The following is a 21,132-nucleotide window of genomic DNA, read 5'->3' as shown; positions in this document are numbered from 1 at the left end:
CGCCGGGACCTTCGGCACCGGCCGCGCCGAGCCGCACGGCCTACCCTCCCCGGTGTGGGACCGCGGGGTCCCGAGGGGGTGTGAGGATCATGCGCGTGCTGGTCGCGTACTCGAGCAAGTACGGCGCGACGCGGGGGATCGCCGACCGGATCGCCGATCGCCTGCGCGACGCCGGCCACGAGGTCGACATCGAGCGCTGCGACGACGTGGAGTACCCGGAGGGGTTCGACGCGTTCGTCATCGGCAGCGCCGCCTACCTCGGCAAGTGGCGCAAGGAGGCGAGGAAGTTCGTTCGGCGCAACCACGAGCTGCTCGCCTCGCGCCCCGTCTGGCTCTTCTCCAGCGGGCCGCTCGGCACCGAGCGGGTCGACAAGGAGGGCAAGGACATGCTCGTCGAGGCGCGGCCGAAGGAGTTCGAGGAGTTCGCGGAGCTCATCCGTCCGCGCGGCGACATGGTGTTCTACGGCGCGCTGCACAAGGAGGAGCTGCGGGGCCCGGACCGGATGGTGAGCTGGATGCCCGACAACGACCTCCTGCCGGAGGGCGACTTCCGCGACTGGGGGGCCGTCGACGAGTGGGCGCGACAGGTCGCGTCCGAACTCGCCGCGATGCCGTCCTGAGCGCGCCGCGTTTTCCGGTGTCGCTGCCCCGATTCCCACGGGCAGCGCCTACGCTCGAACGCGATGATCCGCTTCGACTCCGTCACCAAGTCCTACCCCGGGCAGACCCGACCCGCCCTCGACGGCATCACGGTCGAGATCCTTCGCGGCGAGTTCGTCTTCCTCGTGGGCGCGTCGGGGTCGGGCAAGTCCAGCTTCCTCCGGCTGATCCTCAAGGAGGACCGGCCGACCTCCGGGCGCATCCACGTGCTCGGCCAGGACCTCCGCTCGATCTCCACGCGCAAGGTCCCCTACTTCCGCCGGAATCTCGGCGTCGTGTTCCAGGACTTCCGGCTGCTGCCCAACAAGAACGTGTTCGAGAACGTCGCGTTCGCGCTCCGGGTCATCGGCAAGTCGCGCGGGTTCGTGCAGTCGGCGGTGCCCGAGACGCTGAAGCTCGTCGGCCTCGACGGCAAGGGCAAGCGGATGCCGCATGAGCTCTCCGGAGGCGAGCAGCAGCGCGTCGCGATCGCACGCGCGATCGTGAACAAGCCGCAGATCCTCCTCGCGGACGAGCCGACCGGCAACCTCGACCCGGTGACGAGCGCGGGCATCATGACGCTCCTCGAGCGCATCAATGCGAGCGGCACGACCGTCGTCATGGCCACGCACGAGGCCGGCATCGTCGACCAGATGCAGCGTCGCGTGATCGAGCTGAGCGCGGGTGAGGTCGTGCGCGACGAGCGCAGCGCGGGCTACGCGGTCGGCGGCGACCTCGCACCCGCCACGTCCGTGGTCGGCGCCATCCCCGCCGAGGGCGCCGTGCCGTCCGACCGCGCGGCGGCGGCGCTCGCCGCGGTCGGCGCCGAGTCCGGCCGGGACGCGGTCGGCGTCGAGGCCGCCCACGCGGCCGTTCCGGCGGCCGCCGCCGGGGCCGCGGCCGGTGCAGCCGCGGCCGGTGCGGCACGTCCCGCTGACGGCTCCGACGACGCCGGCGGTGCCGACGCACTCGTCGCATCGATCCGCGCCGAGGAGGCCGCGCACGCCGACGAGCACCCGGCATCGGTCGGCGTCGGGTCGTCCGAGGCGACGGATGCCGCGGCATCCGTCGCCGAGACGGCACCCCCGAAGCCGAAGCGAGCGCCGGCGCGCACGAAGCGCCCCTCGAAAGCCGCCCAGGGGAAGGCCGCCGCGGCGAAGGCGGCCGAGGAGGAAGCCGCCGCCGAGGCATCCACCGGCACGCCGATGGACACCGGGACCGTCGGCGTCGCCGCTCCCAAGGTCACGCGCAAGGTGATGGAGGACGCCCCGCCGCTCTACGTCGAACCCGAGGAGCGCGACGCCGTCACCGACGAGGCCGCCGAGATCACCGCGGCAGCGACGATGCCGGTCGAGCCGCTCACGTCCGGGCGCGCGGTCGGCGACGGATCCGCTGCGACCGGCGATGGCGAGGGCGGTGGCGAGGAGGGCCGCGAGGGCCCACCCGGACGGCCCGCCGCGCCGACGAGCGCGAAGTCCGCGCACCTCACGCTCGCGGAGCGCCTCGGCCTCCGGAGCCCCGCCGGCCCGCGCGCGGGCGACGACGACCAGGAAGTGGGGCCGGTCAAGTGAGGTTCGGTCTCGTGCTCTCGGAGGCGGCGAACGGCCTCCGCCGCAACGCCACCATGGTCATCTCGGTCGTGCTGGTGACGTTCGTCTCGCTCACGTTCGTCGGCACGGCGGCGCTGCTCCAACTCCAGATCGCGCAGATGCGCGGCTACTGGTACGACCGCGCGCAGGTCGCCGTCTACCTCTGCACCGCCGTCTCGACGACGGAGGGCTGCATCGACGGCGAGGCGACGCCCGAGCAGAAGGAGGCCGTCGAGGCGCAGCTGCGCGGCGACACCCTCGCGCCGTTCATCGACGAGTACTACTTCGAGGACCGCGAGCAGGCCTACGCGAACTTCCAGGAGCAGTTCGCCGGCACGCCCGCGGCCGACTACGTCACGCCCGACGTGCTCAACGAGACCTACTGGGTGAACCTCACCGACCCGGGGCAGTCCGCCGTGCTCGTCGAGAGCCTCGCCGGCATGTCCGGCGTCGAGCAGGTCGTCGACCAACGCCGGTACCTGGACCAGATCTTCGACGTGCTGAACGCCGCGAGCTACACGGCGATCGCCGTCGCCGCGATCATGCTCGTCGCTGCCGCCCTGCTCATCGCCACGACGATCCGGCTGTCGGCGTTCTCGCGGCGCAAGGAGCTCGGCATCATGCGGCTCGTCGGCGCGTCGAACCGGTTCATCCAGACGCCGTTCGTGCTCGAGGGGATCTTCGCCGGGCTGCTCGGCTCGCTCCTCGCGGGCGGTGCGGTGGTCGCGATCGTGTACTTCTTCGTGCAGGGCTACCTCTCCGAGTCGCTGTCGTTCACATTCGTCGGACTCGACGACGCGCTGCTCGTCGTGCCGCTGCTCGTCGCCGTCGGGGTGCTCCTCGCCGCTGCGTCGGCGGCGATCGCCATCCGGCGCTACCTGCGGGTCTGAGCCGGGAGTGCGGCGCCGGTTCCGGGCTCCGGGCGACGGATGCCTCGACCGCCGCTAGACTGAATGGCTTGCCGGCGATCGCCGGCGGCATCCGTCATCGAAGCGAGGAGTCGTACCGTGCCCAGGGAACGCGGTGAGAAGGTCGTGGCGACCAACCGCAAGGCGCGCCACGACTACCTGATCGAGGACACCTACGAGGCCGGCATCGTGCTCTCGGGGACCGAGGTGAAGTCGCTCCGGCAGGGCCGGGCGTCGCTCGTCGACGGCTACGCGTTCATCGACGGCGGCGAGATCTGGCTCGACGCGGTGCACATCCCCGAGTACACCGAGGGCACCTGGAACAACCACTCGCCGCGCCGCAAGCGCAAGCTCCTGATGCACAAGCAGGAGATCGTGAAGATCAGCCACAAGACCAAGGAGGGCGGTTACACGCTCATCCCGCTGTCGCTGTACTTCAAGGACGGCCGGGCCAAGGTCGAGCTCGCGGTCGCGAAGGGCAAGCGCGAGTACGACAAGCGCCAGGCGCTCCGCGAGCGGCAGGACAAGCGCGAGGCCGACCGCGCCATGGCCAGCCACCGGCACCTGGGGGAGTAGGGCGCAGCCCGCGATCTCGCGGAGCGCTGCTCCGACGCGACGCCGTCGTCGCAGACCCGGTCCCAGCGAGGCGAGGTAGGCTCCGCCCGTGGAGATCTCGACGCGCATCCCGGTCCCGGGAACGTACAACTTCCGCGATGTCGGCGGGCTGCCCGCCCGCAGCGGCACCGTCCGCCACGGACGCCTGTACCGCTCCGACGGGCTGCACCGACTCGGCGACGACGGCCGCGACGCGCTCCGCCGCCTCGAGGTCGGCGTGATCGTCGACCTCCGCGACGAGAACGAGGCGCGCGCCATGCCCGATGATCTCGTCGGGCTCGACGTCGAGGTGCTGCGGCTGCCGGTCTTCGAGGGCTCGGGCGCGTCGCAGGGCGGGCGGGGCATCTCGCTGGAGTCGCTCTACCACCGCATCGTCACGACGCACTCGGCCGTCGTCGTCGAAGCGGTGCGCGAGATCGCGACCGCCGGCGACCGCGCGGTCGTCGTGCACTGCACCGCGGGCAAGGACCGCACGGGCATCGTCGTGGCGCTCGCGCTGCTCGCAGCCGGCGTCGACCGCGAGGCCGTGATCGTCGACTACGCGCTCACCGAGGGGCACCTCGCCGGCGAGTGGCTCGAGGAGATGGTGGCGCTCATCGGCACGTACGGCGTGCCCGACACCCCGGAACTGCGCGTGCTCATGGGCGGAAGCCCGCGCGAGGCGCTCGAGTCGGCGCTCGACGAGGTCGAGCGTCGCCACGGGACGGTGCGGGAGTACCTCCTCGCGTCGGGACTCGATCGCGGTGAGCTCGAGGCGCTGGAGGCGTGGCTGATCGCGCGCGACTGATCGCGCGCGACTGACCCGGACGCGACCGGACGTCGGTGCACTCGACCGACCGTGCGTCCGCCGGCTCAGCCGGCGGTGAACCGGGCGTCGACGGATGCCTCGACCACGAGCTTCGCGGGCGCGAACTCGGGTGCGGGCGCGCCGCCCGAGGCATCCATCGCCATGGCGCGCATCGCGACGGCCTTGTGCGCCCGGGGGATCGGCTGCGCCTGGAGCATGCCGTGGTCGGCGAGCTCGACGGGAGCCGGCGTGCCGAGCCCGAGCGCCTCGGCGTAGACCGCCGCCTTCCGCACCGCGTCGGCGACGGCCGCGCGCTGCGCCGCCTCCTGGACGCGCGAGCGCGTGGCATCCGTCAGCCGCCAGTCGACGCCCTGCACCGTGACGTCGGACGCCGACGAGATCGGGCCGACCCAACCGCCGAGGGCGTCGAGGTCGCGGAAGACGACCTCGAGGTCGGCGGATGCCTCGTGGACGAGGGGCAGCTGCCGGCCCTCGGCGTTCCACGGGCGGTGCGACCAGACCCGCAACTGGCCCGCCGACCACGACTCGAGCGCGCCTGCGGCGTCGAGCTCGCGGATCTCGCCGAGCAGGCGCTCGTGCGCCCCGCCTACGGTGGCGAGCACGCGGTCGCGGTCGGCGCCGTTCGACGCGACGGCGAGGGACACGGCCCCGAGCTCGGGTTCGACGCGCTCCTCGGCGCGCCCGGTGACGGCGATCGTGGTCGGCATGCGGTCCTCCCGGAGGCTGCGGCCGCGCGGCGCGGCTGAGGTCGGCCGCGCAGGGCGGCCGACCTCAGCATACGTGCGGGCGCCGACACCGCCGGAGGTGCGAGCCCGTCAGGCGATCGCGCCCGCCGGCAGCACCCCCGCCCCGTCGAACAGGCGCTCGAACACCGCACCGCGGTCGAACTGCAGCGCGTAGGCGCGTGCGCGTTCGGCGCGCAGCGCTCGTTCCTCGGGCGGCAGCGCGAGCGCTCGGTCGATCGCGACGGCGATGGCGTCGGGGTCGTCGACGGGGACGATGATCGCGTGCTCGCCCACGGCCTCGCCGATGCCGCCCGTGTCGGTCGTGATCACCGTGCCGCCGCCCGCGAGCATCTGCTCGGCGAGCGCGATGCCGAAGGTCTCGACGAACTCGGGCCGCGGCTTGCTCGGCAGCACGTAGGTCGCGCACCCGGCCATGAGGTACGGCTTCTCCGCGTCGTCGACATCGTCGAGGAACGCGATCCGGTCGGCCACGGGCGACGCGGCCGCGCGGGCGCGGAACTTCTCGGCGGCCGGGCCGCGCCCGACGATCACGAGCTTCAGGTGCTCGTTCGCCGAGGTCCGCTCGAACCCCGCGATGAGGTCGTCGACGCCCTTCGCCTCGGTCAGCCGTGACAGGAACAGCACGTACCCGTCGGGCTCGAGCCCGCGCGCGGCGAGCACGCCGCGCACGATCGCCGGGTCGAGGTCGAGGTACTGCGACGTGTCGATCGCCGGATACGAGATGCTGATGCGGTCGCGGCACTGCTCCGCGAAGCGGGTGCCGTGGAACGCGTCGATCTCGGACGCCGCGGAGATGATGAGGTCGCGCGTGTACACCGACACCGCGACGCAGTGGTCCTGCGCGAGGTAGCTCGAGAGGATGTGCGCCGCGGCACCGAACCGGCCCTCGTCGACGCACGACCGCACGACGTTCGTGACATCCGACCCGACGGCCTCGGCGATCGTCGTGACGTTCACCGGGAGGCCGGTGCTCCACGCCGCACGCACGGCGTCGGTCACGGCGACGGTGTGCGGGCTGAGGTAGAGCGACAGGCACACGGTGGGCACGCCGTCGGTGAAGAGCTCGACGAGCCGGCCGGTGATGCCCGCGAGGTGGCGACCGTCGGGCACCTTGTAGTCGCCGACGGGTTCGGGGCGTTCCACGATGATGCCGGGACTGTACGGCAGCATCCGATCCAGCGGCTTCAGCGGCAGCCCCGCGGCCTCGAGCCGGTCGATGGGCCAGGTCACGATGCGCACCTCGTCGAAACCGCGCTGGAGGGCGGCCTCGGCGAGGTTCCGGCCCTCGACGGAATGCCCGCAGATCACCGGATCGGCGCGGTTGACGATGACGAGGCGGTTGCGTGGCGGAGCGTTCATGGCTCCTCCTCTCCTGGTGGGGCGCGGGATCCGCGCCCGATCGGGCAGGTCCGGTGGTCGGATGGCTCGGGCTCAACGTTCCGGGGAAGACGGCGGGCGCGACACCCGCCCCCAGCCGCTCGGCTCGGGACCGAGTCGCAGCAGCAGGTCGCCCCCGCGATGGAGCTCGTCGCCCTTGAGCCAGGTGCGCTCGAGCGGGTCGCCGTTGAGCTCGGCCGATTGCACGTACTGCACGGGGCCGTCGCGGTGCGGCTCGACGAACCCGGTGGTCCCGATGCGGAAGGCGTCGCCGCCGACGCGCAGCTCGGACTCGGCGAACGCCGGGGCGTTGACGAGGAAGAGGTTCTGCCCGGCGACGGGGAACAGGCCGAGGCTCGCCCACACGTACCAGGAGCTGATGCCGCCCGAGTCGTCGTTGCCGGGGAGGCCGCCGCGACCCGTGCCGAACTGCTGGTGCACCGCCGCATGCACGATCTCGGCCGTCCGGTCCGGGCGACCGGCGTAGTGGTACGCCCAGGGCGCCTCCATGTCGGGCTCGTTGTTCAGCCCCTCGAAGCGGCCGAGCGCGTAACCCGTCGCGAGCTCCTCGAGCCCGGGCGCGACGCCCGGCTGCCGCACCGGCTCTGCGCCGTACCCGAAGAACGCGTCGAGCGCGCCGACGAAGCCGTCGTCGCCGCCGGAGAGTTCGATGCGCCGGCGCATGTCGTGCAGCAGCCGGAACGAGTAGTTGTAGCGGCTGCCCTCGTAGAACGTGGAGTCGTGCAGGAGCCCGGTCCGCTCGTCGAACGCGTTGACCCAGCGCACGGCGAGGGCGGTGAACTCCTCCACCAGGGCGCGGTCGCCGACGCGGGCCGCGACCTTCGCGGTGCACCAGTAGCCGTAGGCGAGGTCGAGCGTGTGGCTGATCGGGTGGGCGACGCCGCGGAGCAGGAAGTCCTCGCCGTAGGTCCGGCGGAGGTCGGCGTGCATGTGCACGAGCGCCCACTCCCAGTCGATCCCCGGCAGCCCGAGCTGGCAGAGGTCGGCGAGGAACGTCTGGGCCAGCGCACTGCCCTGCCGCGAGAACCGGTCGCTGCCCCGTGCCATCCGGTACCCGATCGGGAAGTTGCCCTCCTCCTCGCAGATCGTGAGGAGCGCGTTCGCGAGCTCGACCGCGCGATCGGGGAAGAGCGTCGTGATCAGCGGCAGTTGCGTGCGGTAGATGTCCCACATCGTGCAGAGGTCGAAGACGAACGGGCCCTCGGTCGGCCAGAACGGGCTCTCCTCCGGGGCGAGGCACGGCTTGATGAGGGAGTGGTAGAGCGCGGTCGAGAACACTGTCTGCCGCTCGGTCGACGGGGTGTCGACGGTGATCGCCTTGAGGTGCCTGCGCCACGCCTTCTTGGTGCGGTCGCGGCGGTGCGGGAATCGCGTCGCTCCGGTGCCCTCGTCGGCCCGGAGGTTCGCGCGCGCCTGCTCGACGCCGCGCAGCGAGAACCCGATGCGCACCTCGATGCTCTGGCCGGGCTCGCTGGGGCCAGCCCACATGAGCCCGAACGGGCGCAGGGTCGTCGGGCGGATGTGATCGAACGCGAGGCGCGTGCCGCCCGGCATCAGCCGACGGTCGTACCAGAGCATCTGACGCCAGGTGTGCGCGTCGCACTCGATGTAGACCGCGAGCGGGGCGCCCTCGACGACGATCTCGCCCTGCGCGACGCCCGGCGCGACCTGCTCGAGCTTCGCGCGCAGTGGGATCGTCTCGCCGTGGGGGATCGACAGGCCGCCGAGCGAGAAGTCGATGACGATCCGCGCGTTCTGGTTCTTCGGGAACGTGTAGCGGTGCACGGCCGACTTCGGTCCGACCGTGAGTTCGGCGCGGATGCCGGAATCCAGTGTCGCGGCGTAGTATCCGGGTTCCGCGGCCTCCTCGAGGAGCTCCCACGTGCGGCCGAGCACGTCGAGCGGCTCGAGCATGGGCGTCACGCGGAAGTAGTTGTAGTACTTGCGGATGGCGCCCGTGCCCGACTGCTGGAAGTGCGTGAAGCCGGATGCCACGCCGCCCTCGTGGATCATCGGCGGCACGCCCTCGGTCGCCAGGTCGTACCGTCCGTACCCGGTCGGGTACGCGCCGGAGTACGCGCACGCGGAGACCATCCCGAGCGGATAGGTCGCTCCCGGATGCGTGTTGCCGACCTGCGGCTTCGGCCACCACCACGTCGCGGCCAGCCCCGTCTGCGGGGGAAGGTCGACGGCCTCGGTGCCGATGAACGGATCGACCCGCGCGATCATGCGGCTCCCGCGCTGGTCTCGGAACGTCCCATGCGGGGACGCTACGGGCTGACGGCGCCCCGCGGGTTACAGTCACATGAACGATTCCGCCGCGACATCCGGAATGCCGGGATGGGTGGTCCTGTTGTATCCTGTAGGGCCGCGCACCCTTCCGGATCGCGGACTTGGCAACTCCACAGCGTGCGATGACGACCCGCGACCCGACGACCGTCGGGGCGCGTCTCATGGGGATGATCGGTTTCGACATCGCCTGCGAGACCGCGTGAAGCGGGCCGAGGATGCAGGGTTATCTCGTGAACGCTCCCTGCGAAACAATAACTGCCAATAAGTCGCAGAACGACTACGCCCTCGCTGCCTAAGCGAGTCCGATAGTCCGTCAGTCCGGGTTCGTTCCCGCCCCGGTCGCTGGCGTCATTCAGGGAACTCGCTGTACGACGTCGCCTGAGCGTCGTACGGGACTTTCTTCAGGCTGGGCCTGTCGACCTGGCTGCCTGTGGCAAGGGTCGGGGCCGAGTAGAACGCTTCACAGGATGCGCCCGGAGAAACCGTGGAATCCCAGCGATGGACGGGGGTTCAATTCCCCCCATCTCCACCACCGGTCGTCATCGCACGCTGTGCCGGAAGCCACGAAGGCCGCCCTCTCGAGGGCGGCCTTCGTCATGCCTGCGTCGTCACAGGCGGATCACGGGGGGCAGCCCTCCATGAGCTGGATCCCGTGCTCGGCCTGGCGCTTCTCGCTCACTTGGCCCAGCGAGTCGCAGATGGCGTTGACGAGCAGCGCGTAGCCCTCGCCGTTCTGGTAGTTGCCGTTCTCGCCCGGCAGGCCGAAGTCCTGGACCGTGCCCGGCGGGACGAACACCCACACCTCGGGTGCCCCGGGGAAGACGCTCGGCAGCCAGCCCCAGTTGCCGTTGATGACGGGCGCCTCGCACTCGCTGCCGCAGGCCGCTGGCGGCTTGCTCACATTGATGCAGTCGAGTGCCTGCGCCGAGGTGGGAATGAGGACGAATGCGGCGGCGAGACCCGCCGCGGCCAGGGTTCTCTTGAGCATGACTCCTCCGTGTGCGTCATCGGTACGGAACGTGCCGGATCGCCACCGACGTTACTCGGACCTGAGGAAGTGTCAAGAATCGCGGCCGTGCGCTGATCCGCCACGTCCATCGAGAACGGCGCTGACCGCGGGAGTCGTGAAGGGACGCCGCGTGCTCGTGCCGTGCTGCGCCGACGGTCGCTGCTCGAGTGGAGCGCTCAGCGGTCGCGTGCGGCGTTGACGTGCCCGAGCGCAGTGATGCGACGGAACCACGAGCCGCGCGCCGGCTCGGCGGACTCGATCGACGCGGCGGCGGACGCGGCGCTCACCGCGCCGTCCGCCTCCGCTCCGTCGTCCGTGACGAGCGGGGCCGCTGCGGCGTCGCGCTCGGCCTTCCAGATCAGGTACGCGGCGTACGGGTCGTCTTCCGGACCCAGCGGTTGCTGGTCGACGACTTCGTGTCGTCGGCGTGCGATCAGCCGCATCTCGTTCCCCCTCGAGGCCCCCCGGCCCTCAGGACAAGGGTAATCGACGCCGGCGACACTCCGGCACGGTGACGCGGATCGTGCCCGAAACGCGATATCGGCGGCGGAGCCGCGCAGGTCGCACGTCGCGGAGCACCCGGCCGCGCGTCAGCCGAGGTGGGGGAGCACCTCCGCGGCGATGAGCTCGACGTGATCGAGGTCGCGCTGGTCGACGAGCTGGAGGTGGACGCGATCCGCGCCGAGGTCGGCGAGCCGGCGGATCTTCTCGACCGCGACCTCCGGCGTCCCGGCGACGTTCATCGCAGCGAACGTGTCGGGGTCGGCGTGGATCGCGTCGAGTCGGCGGAGGTAGGCCGCGTCATCCGTCGCCACCACCGTCGGCAGCGCCACGCTCAGCTTCATCGTGCCCGGATCGCGGCCGATCGCCTCGCAGGCGGCGCGCACCCGCGCGAAGGAGGCCGCGATCTCGTCCTCGTCGGAGAAGCCCCGGTTGAACTCGGTCGCGTAGCGCGCCGCGAGGGCGGGCAGTCGGGTGCGGCCGCCGCCGCCCATGATGAGCGGCACGGGCGACTGCACGGGCTTCGGAAGGGCTGGGGCGTCGACGAGGTCGTAGTGCTCGCCCGGGAACGAGAAGGTGTCGCCGGCCGGTGTTCGCCAGAGTCCGGTGACGACCTGCAGCTGCTCCTCGAGGAGGTCGAACCGGCGCTCGGGGAACGGGATGCCGTACGCGGCGTGTTCGGCGCCGAACCATCCGGCGCCCAGGCCGAGCTCGACGCGTCCGCCCGACATGTCGTCGACCTGGGCGACCTGGATCGCGAGCAGCCCGGGGTGGCGGAACGTCACCGGGGAGACGAGCGTGCCGAGCCGGATGCACTCGGTCTCCCGGGCGATGCCGGCGAGCGTCGTCCACGCGTCGGTCGGACCGGGCATCGGATCGCCCGCGCCCATGTGCAGGATGTGGTCGCTGCGGAACCAGCCGTCGAAGCCGAGCCGCTCGGCCTGCTGCGCCTGCGCGAGCTGCTCGTCGTAGCTCGCGCCCTGCTGCGGCTCGGTGAAGATGCAGACCTCGAGGGTGCGGCTCACTTCAGCGCCTCGAGCACCGCGTCGTGCAGCAGGCCGTTGGTGGCCAGGGCGCTGCCGTTGCCGGCGCCCGCCTCGCCCGTCACCGACGTGAACCGCCCGCCGGCGCCTTCGACGATCGGGATGAGCGCCGCGAGGTCCCACGGCTTCACGTCGAACTCGCCGACGATGTCGACGAGACCCTCGGCGAGCAGGCAGTACGACCACAGGTCGCCGTAGGCGCGGTCGCGCCAGACGCGCTCGCCGAGCGCGAGCAGGCGGCCGAGGTACCCCGCGTCGCGCCACTGCGCGATGCTCTGGAAGCTGAGCGACGCGTCGCCGAGGTCGGCCACGTTCGACACGCGGATGTCGCGGGGCGCCGCCCCCGCGGCATCCGTCGTCTGCGCGCCGACGCCCGGAGCACCCCACCAACGTCGCCCGATCGCCGGCATCGACGCGACGCCCACGACCGGCGCGCCGTCGACCGTGAGCGCGATGAGCGCGCCCCACACCGGGACGCCGCGGAGGAAGTTCGACGTTCCGTCGATGGGGTCGATGATCCACTGCCGCGAGCCCGAGCCCTCGGTGCCGTACTCCTCGCCGAGGATGCCGTCGCCCGGTCGCCGCTCGGCGAGCAGGTCGCGCACCGCGCGCTCGACCGCGAGGTCGGCCTCGGTCACGAACGAGCGGTCGGGTTTCGTGTCGATCCTGAGGTCGACGGCGCGGAAGCGGGACATCGCGGCCGCATCGGCGAGGTCGGCAAGTTCGAGGGCGAGGGCGAGATCGTCGGCGTACGAGGCATCCGTCACCGGTTCAGCCTACCGACGCCCTGCCCCCCGACTTCGACGAGTGGATGCCGCGAGGCGGCGCATCGGAAGGGGGCGCGCCGCGCGACGCGCCCGAGCCGCGACGATTTCGCGTTCCGGGCTCCGACCTGATAACTTTGTTCCTCGGTTCGGGGTTGCGAAAATCCCGCCGAAACGCACCTCTAGCTCAATCGGCAGAGCAACTGACTCTTAATCAGTGGGTTCAGGGTTCAAGTCCCTGGGGGTGCACCAGCAGGCCCCGGCGAGAGATCGCCGGGGCCTTCGTCGTCCACGCCCCGGTGACGGGTGTCGGCCGGGTGGTGCGGGCCGCGCGAGCCGGCCGGCCGAGGGGCGTCACGGCCGGCAGCCGCTCGGGCGACCGTCGTGTCGGAGCCGGGGCCACCCGCGGCGGGCCTACCTTGGTACGGTGCGACGGCGACCGGCGGAGGCCCCGCGATCGGACGGCACGGCGAACTCCGACGCCGCTGCCGAACGGTCGCCGTCGGCGACGCCGAGGCGTCCTCCCATCCCGGAATGGGCGCCGGCGCTCGGGTTGCTCGTCATCGGGGCGGTCGTGTCGTGGTTCCGTCTCGATGCGGTGACCCGCGGCACGATCTGGGCCGAGGACGGAGCGATCTTCCTCGCCGGGGCGCTCGAGGGGAACCCGTTCGGCATCGTCCTCGAGCCCTACCAGGGCTACCTCCACGCCCTGCCGCGTCTCGTCTCGGCGACGCTCGTGATCGCACTGCCGGTCGATGCCTGGGCGATCGGGCTGACCGCGGCATCCTGCCTCGTCGTCGGCGCGGTCGCCGCGCTCGTGTTCGTGTGCGCTCGCGAGGTCGTCGTCTGGCTGCCCGCGCGCGTCGCGATGGGGGCGCTGACCTTCCTCGTGCCGCTCGCGCCGTACGAGGTGCTCGGCAACACCGCCAACCTGCACTGGTACCTGCTCTGGCTCGCGCCGTGGCTCCTGCTCGCGACGCCGCGCCGGACCTCGAGTGCCGTGCTGCTCGGCGTCGCCGGTGCGCTCGCCGCGCTCACCGAGATCCAGATGCTGCTCTTCGTGCCCCTGCTCGCGTGGCGTGCTCGCGACCCGCGCCGATGGATCGTCGGCGCGGGCGTCCTGCTCGGCGGGGCGCTCCAGATCGCCGCGTCGATCATCGCGCCCCGGAGCGCCGGATCGGGCGAGCCGCCGCCCCTGCTGTCGACGGCCGAGGGCTACCTCCTGCACGGACCGATGGCCGCGGTCGCGCCGACCACGCAGGTCATCGCCCAGTGGGTGCTGCTGTTCGGCTGGTGGGGCGCGCTGGCGGTGCTCGCGCTCTTCGCCGCGGCCGCGGTGTGGGTTCTCGTCCGTGGCAACGCGGTCGAGCGCGTCGCGGTGTCCGCACTCGTGGTGGGCTCCGTGGTGACGTGGTCGGCCGCCTACGGGCTGAACGCCGAGCCGTACCAGTTCTATTCGGTCGTGCGGCTGCAGGATGCGGTCGCGCTGATCATCACCCGGTACGGCGTGGTCCCGGCGCTCCTCCTGCTCGGCGTCGTCGTGCTCGCGACCTCGGTGGCGCGGCGGAACGGCGTCTTCCGCGCCGGTTCGATCGCGATCCTCTGCGCGACCATCGCGCTCCTGACCGTCGCCACGGTCGTCCCGCACTCGTCGGAACGGTCCGGTGGACCGGCGTGGGAGGACGGGATCGACGCGTCGCGCGACCGATGCGCGATCGCAGGACCGGATGCCGCGCAGAAGGTCCCGCTCGCTCCGGCCGGCTGGGCGATGCGCGTGCCGTGCTCGCTGCTCGAGTGACGGCACGTGGGCCGGACGCCGCTGCCGATCACCAGAACGAGAACGGGTCGACGCCGATGAGGCGCAGCACCTCGTAGGTGGAGCCGACGAAGCAGTAGGTGCCGAGGGCGGCGCCGAGCATCGTCTCGCGGAGCGAGCCCGTGTCGCCGAGCAGGGGGAGCGACACGTAGCCGTTCGGCAGCCAGACGCGGTTGAGCACCGGGACGGGACGAAGCCGCCGGGGCGGGCGGATGCGCCACGGCCAGATGAGTCCGGGCAGCCCTCCGGTGGTGAGGAAGTCGCCCGCGACGTGCGCGACGAATCCGACCAGCACGGCGAGCGGGAACCACGCGACCTGCTCGGGCGCGAAGACGACGATGAACGCGCCGAGCAGGGCGCCGATCGCCCACGCGGCGGGCCACGAGCGGATGAGGCCGCGCGCCTTCAACCCGAACGCGGTGAGCGCCGCCGCGCCGGCGCCGGCGCCGATCGCGAGCGTGCCGAGCGGGTCGACCGGGAGCGCGACGAGCGTGAGCGCCCACGCCGCGGCGAAGGTGACGAGCACGCCGACGGGCGAGTGCGCCCCCTGCCGGTGGCCGCCGGATGCCGCGCCGACGACGCCCGTCGCCAGCCTGCCGAGCACCGGGACGGAGTGCGCGATCGTGGCGCTGTGGTGGTCGGCGTCGGGGAGCAGCGCGGCGCCCGCGCAGACCGCCGTTCCGGCGAGCACGCCGACGGGGTCGAGCGGGTAGGTGCCGGCGGTGACGACCGGCATGGTTCCGGTGATCGCGAGCCAGGCGGCGGCGCCGCTCGTGGCATGGGTGATGCCCATCATCGGGGTGGTGCTCCAGGGGTCGGCCGAACGGTCGGCGCAGGCGGCGGGGTCGGCAGGGCGACGCGGTCGGGAGGGCGACCGGCCGTCGATCAGTCTGCCGGGCACCGACGACACGCGACGTCCGCGACGCGCGCGCCGCGGCATCCCCGGAACAGGCTCAGTCGTCGACGCCGCGCGCCATGAGCGCCTCGCCGAGGTGGTCGGCGGTGCGGAGCGTCCGCACGATCACCGGCACCGCCAGCGCCGTCGGCGACCCCTCGGCCCCTCGCGCCTTGCGCGCGTCGAGGACCTCGCGCACGAGGTCGGCGAGCAGGGGCACGCAGCGGATGGCGAGGGCCAGCGCGAGGCCGACGCGGTCCGGGTCGATCCACCGCGCGAAGGGACGCAACAGCACCTGCATGGCGTCGAGCGTCGCCGAGACGGGCGTCGTGAGCGTGTAGACGGCCGCGAGCGCGACGGCGAGCAGCAGCCGGCCGCCCATGGTCGCCGCGGCCTCCCACCCGGCGAAGATCCATTGCAGGGGGATGGCGAGCGCGAGCACCCAGAGGATGGGCGCGACCTGCCGCCAGGCGACGCGCGCGGGGATCCGGGCGAGCGCGAACAGCGCGATGGTGAGCGCCCCGATGACGCCGAGCACGGGGAGCGAATCGACGAGCGCGGTCGCCGTGACGGCGACCGCCAGCAGTCCGAGCTTGGCGAGCGCCGGCATCCGGTGCACGACGGACGAGCCGGGATGGAAGACGCCGATCATGGCCGCATCACCCGATCAGCGCCCGGTAGGCGTCGAGCGCGTGCGCGGGCGCGCCGTCGGCGACGATGCGGCCGGCCTCCATGACGACGACCCGGTCGAACGACTCGAGCAGCTCGAGGTGGTGGCTGACGACGATGAGCTGCTCGTCGAGGGTCGCGAAGTGCTCGGCGATGCGGCGCGCGTTGCGCGCGTCGAGCAGCGTGGTCGGCTCGTCGGCGATCACGATCGCGGGTTCCCCGACGAGCACCGCGGCGAGCGCGAGCAGCTGCTTCTGCCCGCCCGACAGGCGATGCGCCGGCCGATCGGCGAGTTCGGCGAGTCCGAAGCGCTCGAGCACGGCGTCGACGCGTGCCGCTGCGGTCGCGGCATCGAGCCGGTGCCGGCGGATGGTGAAGGCGACGTCCTCGCGGACGGTGGGCATCACGATCTGCGTGTCGGCGTTGGTGAACACGAAGCCGACCCGGCGGCGCACTTCGCGGCCGTGCCGGGCGACGTCGAGCTCGTCGACCGCGACCGTGCCCGAGGTCGGCGTGACGAGCCCGTTGACCATGCGGGCGAGCGTGGATTTGCCCGACCCGTTCGCGCCGACGATGCCGATGCGACGCTCGGTCAGTTCGAGGCTCACGTCGTCGACGACGAGTTCGTCGCCGAAGCGGTGGCTGACGCGGTCGAAGCGGATGGCGCTCATGCGACGCGCTCCACGATCATGGCGACGCCCTGCCCGCCACCGATGGAACACGCCGCCAGGCCGGCGCGGGCGTCGTCGGCGGCCGCCATGCGCGCGGCGAGGCGCACGAGCAGGATGGCGCCCGACGCGCCCCACGGGTGCCCGAGCGCGATCGCGCCGCCGTCGCCCGAGACGGTCTCCTCGTCGAGCCCGAGCTCGTCCATCACGGCGAGCACCTGGGCGGCGAACGCCTCGGTGATCTCGACGAAGCCGAAGTCGGCGGCGGTCATGCCGGCTCGGTCGAGCACGCGACGGCCGGCCCAGGCGGCGCCGAGGCCCGGCAGCGCGGGGTCGCCGGCGGCGACCGCGGCCGCGCGCACCCGCAGCGCGGGCAGGCCGAGATCGCGGGCGAGGTCGGCCGTGGTGACGGCCATCGCGGCCGCGCCGTCGGAGAAGCCGCACGAGTTGCCGGCGGTGACGCTGCCGGCGCCGATGACGGTGCCGATGTCGGATGCCCCATCCCGCTCGTTCCGGGATCCGAGCACGTGCCCGGGCTCCGGGTCGAACGCCGGAGCGAACCGCGCGAGCATCGCCGCATCCATCGACGCCCGCGGCCGGTCGTCGCGCGCGACGCCGTCGACCGCGACGACCTCGGCGTCGAACCGTCCGTCGTCGCGGGCCGCGGCGGCGCGGGCGTGCGAGCGCGCGGCCCAGGCGTCCTGCCGCTCGCGGGTGATGCCGCGCAGCCGCGCGAGCTGCTCGGCCGCCGGACCCATGTCGGGGTCGGGCGATCCGATCGGGGCGAAGGGCGCGCGTTCGTATCTCTCGCCCGTGTCCGGCCACGACCGATGCGGCGCGGTCGACGCCGACTCGGCCCCGCCGGCGAGCACGAGCCCCGCGTCGCCCGAACGCACGCGCGATGCCGCCTGCATCACCGCATCGAGCCCCGAGCCGCACTGCCGGTCGACGGTGACGCCCGGCACGCCGGCGCCGAGCCCGGCGCGGAGCGACGCCACGCGCGCGAGGTCCCCGCCCGGACCCATGCAGTTGCCGAGGATCACGTCGTCGACCGCGACGCTCGCCGGCGCGAGCTCGGCCGCGACCGCGGCGAGCACGGGCGCGGCCAGCGCATCGACCGTGTGCCGGCCGAATCCGCGCCCGGCGGTGCCGATCGCGGTGCGTCGCGCGGCGAGGATGACCGGGGCGTGATCGCCGGTCATGCGCGACTCCCGCCGGCGAGGGGCGGATGTCCCGGACCGAGCCGACCGGCGACCAGGTCGTGGCGCAGCCGCCCGCGTGCGGGCTTGCCCGATGCGGTGCGGGGGAGTTCGGCCGCGAACCACCGCCGCGGCAGCTCGACGGGGCCGAGCGCGGCGCGCGCGGCATCCGCCACGGCCTCGAGCCGGGTGCCGGGCTCGAGCTCGACGACCGCGGCGATGCGCTCGCCGAGCAGGTGGTGCGGTTCGCCGACGACCGCCGCGTCTCGGACGCCGGGCAGGCCGGTCAGGTGCGCCTCGACGTCCTCGGCGAGCACGGTCGCGCCGGCGGTGATGATCGCCGAGTCACCGCGTCCCAGGATCCGGATGCCGCCGCCCGGCGCCCGCTCGGCGAGGTCGCCGACCGTCGCGTACCCGTCGGCGTCGCGCCGCATCCGCCCGCCGACGATGTCGAGCGCGAGGTACGGCGAGCGCGCCCACAGCTCGAGGCCCGCGTCCACCCGGCGGAGGTCGACCTCGACGCCCGGGAACGGTTCGAGCCCCGCATCGGCAGCGCGGTCCCCGCCGAGCTCGTGGCGGCGGGCGAGCACGAACGACAGCTCGGCGGCGCCGTAGTACTCGAGCAGGCGGATGCCGCGCGCCGCCGCCTGCTCGCGGAGCCGCGCCGGCAGCGCGGCGCCGGCGACGATCGCGGTGCGGGGCGGGGGCGTGTCGGCGGAGAGCAGCCGGGTCAGCCGGGTCGGCGTCGCGTGCACCGCCGTGGCGGCGCGCACGTCGTCGGTGACGGCAGCGCCGATCCAGAGCGCGTGCAGCGCCGCGTAGAGGTGCATCGAGACCGCGAGCGGGCCGCTGATCGCGACGCGGTCGTCGGGGCCGATGCCGGCGAGTCCGGCCAGCGGGAGCGCCGACGCCCGCCACGATTCGAGGGTGCGGGCGATCACGCGCGGCGACCCGTCGGCCGACGTCGAGCCCGAGGTCGTCAGGGCGAGCTCGGTGCCCGCGGGCAGGAGCCGGGCGCGACGGTCCGCCTCGGCCTGCGTGCCGCCGACGAGCACCGGACGACCACGATCGAGGCACGCGAGCACCGTCGTGATCGCGGCGACGGGATCCGCGCCGGCGCGGCATCCGACCGGACCCGGACCCGGCGGCAGCTCGGCGCCGGCGACCGCGCGCGCGAGCTCGTCGAAGCGGACGTCCTGTCCGCCGAACGAGAGCGCGATGCGGTCGCCGGGTGCGCCGAGCAGGTCGATCATGCCGTGCGGGCCGCCTCGTCCGCGGTCGTCAGCTCCGGGTCGGTCGCCCGCTGCCACGGCCGGCTGCGCGGCTCGATGAGGCCCGGCCAGGAGCGGTGCACGCCCTTGGCCACGAGCACGGTCACGACGACCTTCAGGATGTCGCCCGGCAGGAACGCCGCCGCGGCGATGATCGTGGCGCCCAGCGGCAGGCCGGTGATCGCGGCGGAGACCGGAACGCCGACCAGGTAGACGACGACGATCCCGCCGAGCGCGGTCGCGCCGAGCGCGGGCACCACCCGGTAACGGGGGAGGAGGCGGGCCGTGAACCAGCCGATCACGAGGGCGCCGAGCACCCAGCCGACCAGGTACCCGACCGACGGACCGACGAACACCCCGAGGCCGCCGCGGCCGCCGGCGAGCAGCGGAAGACCCGCCGCGACGAGGGCGAGGAACAGCAGCACCGACAGCGCGCCCTTCCGTGCGCCGAGGATCGCGCCGGCGAGCATCACGCCCAGGGTCTGGAAGGTGATGGGGATCGCGCCGTTGCCGAGGTACAGCGCCCCCGGCAGGCCCAGCGCGGCGATGAGTGCGGCGAACACGGCGATCTGCGCGAGGTCGCGGGCGGAGGTCCGGGCGCGGCGCCGCTCGGGCGCGGCGTCGGGGCTGGGGGCGGCGGTCATGCTGGTCCCGTTCGTTCGGCGTGGTCGGGCGGGGATGCCCGTGGGGTTCACGCTACGAACGGCGGGGGAGGCGCCGCGCGAGGTGGCCGTACAAGAATCCCCGGCCGATTTTGGAACGCCGTCGATGCGTCGGGGGGCGGCGGAGCCGCATCACGCGGCGCGCGCGGGCTCCTCGACCGGGAGGTCGGCGATGTTCCCCGTCGTGGCGGCCGGCTCCGCGGCATCCGCCTCGACGATGTCGACGTCGGTCGGCTCGACCGGGTCGGCCCACATGACGAGCGGTGCGGGCGTCCAGCTCAGGGCCAGCGACGCATCCTCGGCGGGGACGACGACGGCGACCTGCTCGCGCTCCTCGAGGATGGCGCGGGTGACCTCGGCGGCGATCTGGTGGGTCAGCATCGCCTGGAAGATCCGGTCCGAGTCGTCGGCCGACCGGCGAACGAGGGACCACTGGCCGTCCGGGCCGATGAAGCGGGAGAGGCGCGCGTTCACGAGCTCGAAGATGTGCTCGCCGCGGAGGTCCGCGGCCGTGGCTCGGGGCGACGGTGCGGGGGCGGTGTGGGCTGCGGCCTGTGCGGCGAGCCGCGCGCGGCGCCAGCGGCGGAACATCGGCGTCCTCTCGGTCGGAACTGGTGGCGGACTACGTCGGACGGCGTTTCGTCCAGTGTCCGTCACGCGGCGACCCCCCGGGCCCGGACACGCCGCGGGGGTGCCGAGCCGTCTGACGCGGACGGTGCGGGTCGGTCGGGCTACTCGACCAGTTCGCGACGCTTCTGCTCGTCGGCCACCGTCCCGATCGCGATGGCGAGCGTGGCGGCCCACGAGACCCACATGAGCACGAGTCTCCAGTCGCGCGGCCCCGCCTGCGTCGCCCGGATGACTCCGACCGCGCCGAACAGCGAACTCAGGACCGCTCCACTGAAGAGGTACTTGCGCATTCCGCAACGCTATCGCGTCCACCGCGAACCGCGCGACCGGGTTGACGGAGCGTCGAGGCTGTGAGGACACCCCGAATCTGACCGATCGTGCAGGGTCTGACCGATCGGTCAACTAGCGTCGTTCGCATGCCCATCGATGCGAGGACGACGTCACGTGTGCGCGCCGCCGACGAACTCCGGCACGCCGCGCTCGAGCAGTTCGCGACGGTCGGCTTCGCCGGCACGTCGCTGCAGCACATCGCCGACGAGGCCGGTTATGCGAAGTCGAGCGTGCTCTACCACTTCGCCTCGAAGGAGGCGCTGCTCGAGGCGGCGATCGAGCCCGCCATCGCGGGCTTCGAGGACGTGCTCGAGGAGTACCTCGCGGCCCGCGGCACCGGCCGCAGGCGCGCGCTCGTCGACCGCGTGGTCGACCTGCTCCTCGTCCATCGGGAGGCCGTGCACGTGTTCCTCACGCAGGGGCAGAGCCTCTCCGAGCTCCCGATCATCGCGCGCGCGAACGTCGCCGTCCGGCGCCTCGCCGCCGCCGTCTGCGAGGAGCGCGAGAGCGTCGACGACCAGGTCCGGTTCGGCATCGCCCTCGGGGGCGCGGCCTTCCTGCTCACCGCCGGCCGCAACTTCGCCGACGAGTCCACCCAGCCGTCCGACGACGAGCTCCGCGACGCGCTGCGCCGGATCATCGTCGACATCCTCACCCCCGCCCGCACCACCAGCAACTGA

The 21,132-nt window shown here is 73.1% G+C and carries 22 protein-coding genes, 1 tRNA gene and 1 other RNA gene; 9 read left to right on the top strand and 15 right to left on the bottom strand.

Annotated elements, in window-relative coordinates:
• Positions 1 to 95 precede the first annotated feature (95 nt).
• The 5 genes from ACULK2_RS11320 (at position 96) to ACULK2_RS11300 (ending at position 4,538) form a co-directional block, all read left to right on the top strand.
• Complete coding sequence (locus tag ACULK2_RS11320) at positions 96 to 620, top strand: flavodoxin domain-containing protein (RefSeq protein ID WP_445967340.1); 525 nt, start codon at positions 96 to 98, stop codon at positions 618 to 620.
• A 63-nt stretch (positions 621 to 683) separates the two neighbouring features.
• Entirely contained in the window at positions 684 to 2,210 is a 1,527-nt protein-coding gene (gene ftsE / locus ACULK2_RS11315) for a cell division ATP-binding protein FtsE (protein WP_445967339.1), read from the top strand.
• Positions 2,207 to 3,118, top strand: a complete 912-nt coding sequence (gene ftsX / locus ACULK2_RS11310) for a permease-like cell division protein FtsX (protein ID WP_445967338.1) — start codon at positions 2,207 to 2,209, stop codon at positions 3,116 to 3,118. The genes ftsE and ftsX overlap by 4 nt, the downstream gene beginning before the upstream one ends.
• A gap of 117 nt (positions 3,119 to 3,235) precedes the next feature.
• Positions 3,236 to 3,712: an SsrA-binding protein SmpB gene (gene smpB, locus ACULK2_RS11305; RefSeq protein WP_445967337.1), complete on the top strand. Its 477-nt coding sequence runs from the start codon at positions 3,236 to 3,238 to the stop codon at positions 3,710 to 3,712.
• Between the two features lie 88 nt (positions 3,713 to 3,800).
• Positions 3,801 to 4,538, top strand: coding sequence for a tyrosine-protein phosphatase (locus tag ACULK2_RS11300; protein WP_445967336.1), 738 nt, complete (start codon positions 3,801 to 3,803; stop codon positions 4,536 to 4,538).
• Positions 4,539 to 4,603: 65 nt separating this feature from the next.
• Here ACULK2_RS11300 and ACULK2_RS11295 read toward each other — a convergent pair whose 3' ends face one another.
• From ACULK2_RS11295 to ACULK2_RS11285, 3 genes are all read right to left on the bottom strand, one after another.
• Positions 4,604 to 5,266, bottom strand: coding sequence for an SIMPL domain-containing protein (locus tag ACULK2_RS11295; RefSeq protein ID WP_445967335.1), 663 nt, complete (start codon positions 5,264 to 5,266; stop codon positions 4,604 to 4,606).
• Between the two features lie 108 nt (positions 5,267 to 5,374).
• Positions 5,375 to 6,664: a glycosyltransferase gene (locus ACULK2_RS11290; protein ID WP_445967334.1), complete on the bottom strand. Its 1,290-nt coding sequence runs from the start codon at positions 6,662 to 6,664 to the stop codon at positions 5,375 to 5,377.
• Positions 6,665 to 6,736: 72 nt separating this feature from the next.
• Complete coding sequence (locus ACULK2_RS11285; protein WP_445967333.1) at positions 6,737 to 8,932, bottom strand: glycoside hydrolase domain-containing protein; 2,196 nt, start codon at positions 8,930 to 8,932, stop codon at positions 6,737 to 6,739.
• A 226-nt stretch (positions 8,933 to 9,158) separates the two neighbouring features.
• Here ACULK2_RS11285 and ssrA point away from each other — a divergent pair.
• Positions 9,159 to 9,527, top strand: a transfer-messenger RNA (tmRNA) gene (gene ssrA / locus ACULK2_RS11280).
• A gap of 87 nt (positions 9,528 to 9,614) precedes the next feature.
• On the opposite strand, the gene ACULK2_RS11275 is transcribed toward ssrA, so the two are convergent.
• The 4 genes from ACULK2_RS11275 to ACULK2_RS11260 form a co-directional block, all read right to left on the bottom strand.
• The gene (locus ACULK2_RS11275; protein WP_445967332.1) at positions 9,615 to 9,983 is read right to left on the bottom strand and encodes a hypothetical protein; all 369 of its coding nucleotides are present in this window, start codon (positions 9,981 to 9,983) and stop codon (positions 9,615 to 9,617) included.
• A gap of 197 nt (positions 9,984 to 10,180) precedes the next feature.
• The gene (locus ACULK2_RS11270) at positions 10,181 to 10,447 is read right to left on the bottom strand and encodes a hypothetical protein (protein WP_445967331.1); all 267 of its coding nucleotides are present in this window, start codon (positions 10,445 to 10,447) and stop codon (positions 10,181 to 10,183) included.
• 147 nt (positions 10,448 to 10,594) lie between these two features.
• Positions 10,595 to 11,530 carry an LLM class F420-dependent oxidoreductase gene (locus ACULK2_RS11265; protein WP_445967330.1) on the bottom strand — a complete coding sequence of 312 codons (936 nt, stop codon included), beginning with the start codon at positions 11,528 to 11,530 and terminating at the stop codon, positions 10,595 to 10,597.
• A complete protein-coding gene (locus ACULK2_RS11260; protein ID WP_445967329.1) occupies positions 11,527 to 12,315 on the bottom strand; it encodes an inositol monophosphatase family protein in 789 nt (262 codons plus the stop codon). The genes ACULK2_RS11265 and ACULK2_RS11260 overlap by 4 nt, the downstream gene beginning before the upstream one ends.
• A 173-nt stretch (positions 12,316 to 12,488) precedes the next feature.
• On the opposite strand from ACULK2_RS11260, the gene ACULK2_RS11255 reads away from it, so the two are divergent.
• Positions 12,489 to 12,564: transfer RNA gene (locus tag ACULK2_RS11255), tRNA-Lys, on the top strand.
• A 175-nt stretch (positions 12,565 to 12,739) separates the two neighbouring features.
• On the top strand, positions 12,740 to 14,110 hold the full coding sequence (locus tag ACULK2_RS11250; RefSeq protein ID WP_445967328.1) for a hypothetical protein: 1,371 nt from the start codon (positions 12,740 to 12,742) through the stop codon (positions 14,108 to 14,110).
• Between the two features lie 28 nt (positions 14,111 to 14,138).
• On the opposite strand, the gene ACULK2_RS11245 is transcribed toward ACULK2_RS11250, so the two are convergent.
• The 8 genes from ACULK2_RS11245 to ACULK2_RS11210 all read right to left on the bottom strand — a co-directional run bounded on the left by ACULK2_RS11245 (position 14,139) and on the right by ACULK2_RS11210 (position 20,412).
• Positions 14,139 to 15,029, bottom strand: a complete 891-nt coding sequence (locus ACULK2_RS11245) for a metal-dependent hydrolase (protein WP_445967327.1) — start codon at positions 15,027 to 15,029, stop codon at positions 14,139 to 14,141.
• A gap of 52 nt (positions 15,030 to 15,081) precedes the next feature.
• A complete protein-coding gene (locus tag ACULK2_RS11240; protein ID WP_445967326.1) occupies positions 15,082 to 15,675 on the bottom strand; it encodes an energy-coupling factor transporter transmembrane component T family protein in 594 nt (197 codons plus the stop codon).
• A gap of 7 nt (positions 15,676 to 15,682) precedes the next feature.
• Entirely contained in the window at positions 15,683 to 16,363 is a 681-nt protein-coding gene (locus ACULK2_RS11235; protein ID WP_445967325.1) for an energy-coupling factor ABC transporter ATP-binding protein, read from the bottom strand.
• On the bottom strand, positions 16,360 to 17,562 hold the full coding sequence (locus ACULK2_RS11230) for a thiolase family protein (RefSeq protein ID WP_445967324.1): 1,203 nt from the start codon (positions 17,560 to 17,562) through the stop codon (positions 16,360 to 16,362). The genes ACULK2_RS11235 and ACULK2_RS11230 overlap by 4 nt, the downstream gene beginning before the upstream one ends.
• On the bottom strand, positions 17,559 to 18,812 hold the full coding sequence (locus ACULK2_RS11225) for an AMP-binding enzyme (protein ID WP_445967323.1): 1,254 nt from the start codon (positions 18,810 to 18,812) through the stop codon (positions 17,559 to 17,561). The genes ACULK2_RS11230 and ACULK2_RS11225 overlap by 4 nt, the downstream gene beginning before the upstream one ends.
• Positions 18,809 to 19,474, bottom strand: coding sequence for a biotin transporter BioY (locus ACULK2_RS11220; protein WP_445967322.1), 666 nt, complete (start codon positions 19,472 to 19,474; stop codon positions 18,809 to 18,811). Before ACULK2_RS11220 ends, ACULK2_RS11225 begins: the two co-directional genes overlap by 4 nt.
• 150 nt (positions 19,475 to 19,624) lie before the next feature.
• Positions 19,625 to 20,083: a hypothetical protein gene (locus tag ACULK2_RS11215; protein ID WP_445967321.1), complete on the bottom strand. Its 459-nt coding sequence runs from the start codon at positions 20,081 to 20,083 to the stop codon at positions 19,625 to 19,627.
• 140 nt (positions 20,084 to 20,223) lie between these two features.
• Positions 20,224 to 20,412, bottom strand: coding sequence for a hypothetical protein (locus ACULK2_RS11210; RefSeq protein WP_445967320.1), 189 nt, complete (start codon positions 20,410 to 20,412; stop codon positions 20,224 to 20,226).
• Between the two features lie 126 nt (positions 20,413 to 20,538).
• On the opposite strand from ACULK2_RS11210, the gene ACULK2_RS11205 reads away from it, so the two are divergent.
• A complete protein-coding gene (locus ACULK2_RS11205) occupies positions 20,539 to 21,132 on the top strand; it encodes a TetR/AcrR family transcriptional regulator (protein ID WP_445967319.1) in 594 nt (197 codons plus the stop codon).

It is taken from the genome of Agromyces molybdatiresistens (assembly GCF_052748445.2).
Note: the sequence above shows the minus strand (reverse complement) of the source record. Positions and strands in the feature narration are given on the sequence as shown.

What these genes read in the sequence shown, in the direction of transcription:
- ACULK2_RS11210 (WP_445967320.1), bottom strand. Translation starts at nt 20,412, where the DNA reads ATGCGCAAGTACCTCTTCAGTGGAGCGGTCCTGAGTTCGCTGTTCGGC.
- ACULK2_RS11230 (WP_445967324.1), bottom strand. Translation starts at nt 17,562, where the DNA reads ATGACCGGCGATCACGCCCCGGTCATCCTCGCCGCGCGACGCACCGCG.
- ACULK2_RS11215 (WP_445967321.1), bottom strand. Translation starts at nt 20,083, where the DNA reads ATGTTCCGCCGCTGGCGCCGCGCGCGGCTCGCCGCACAGGCCGCAGCC.
- ftsE (WP_445967339.1), top strand. Translation starts at nt 684, where the DNA reads ATGATCCGCTTCGACTCCGTCACCAAGTCCTACCCCGGGCAGACCCGA.
- ACULK2_RS11240 (WP_445967326.1), bottom strand. Translation starts at nt 15,675, where the DNA reads ATGATCGGCGTCTTCCATCCCGGCTCGTCCGTCGTGCACCGGATGCCG.
- ACULK2_RS11225 (WP_445967323.1), bottom strand. Translation starts at nt 18,812, where the DNA reads ATGATCGACCTGCTCGGCGCACCCGGCGACCGCATCGCGCTCTCGTTC.
- ACULK2_RS11290 (WP_445967334.1), bottom strand. Translation starts at nt 6,664, where the DNA reads ATGAACGCTCCGCCACGCAACCGCCTCGTCATCGTCAACCGCGCCGAT.
- ACULK2_RS11275 (WP_445967332.1), bottom strand. Translation starts at nt 9,983, where the DNA reads ATGCTCAAGAGAACCCTGGCCGCGGCGGGTCTCGCCGCCGCATTCGTC.
- ACULK2_RS11205 (WP_445967319.1), top strand. Translation starts at nt 20,539, where the DNA reads ATGCCCATCGATGCGAGGACGACGTCACGTGTGCGCGCCGCCGACGAA.
- ACULK2_RS11235 (WP_445967325.1), bottom strand. Translation starts at nt 16,363, where the DNA reads ATGAGCGCCATCCGCTTCGACCGCGTCAGCCACCGCTTCGGCGACGAA.
- ACULK2_RS11220 (WP_445967322.1), bottom strand. Translation starts at nt 19,474, where the DNA reads ATGACCGCCGCCCCCAGCCCCGACGCCGCGCCCGAGCGGCGCCGCGCC.
- ACULK2_RS11270 (WP_445967331.1), bottom strand. Translation starts at nt 10,447, where the DNA reads ATGCGGCTGATCGCACGCCGACGACACGAAGTCGTCGACCAGCAACCG.
- ACULK2_RS11295 (WP_445967335.1), bottom strand. Translation starts at nt 5,266, where the DNA reads ATGCCGACCACGATCGCCGTCACCGGGCGCGCCGAGGAGCGCGTCGAA.
- ACULK2_RS11285 (WP_445967333.1), bottom strand. Translation starts at nt 8,932, where the DNA reads ATGATCGCGCGGGTCGATCCGTTCATCGGCACCGAGGCCGTCGACCTT.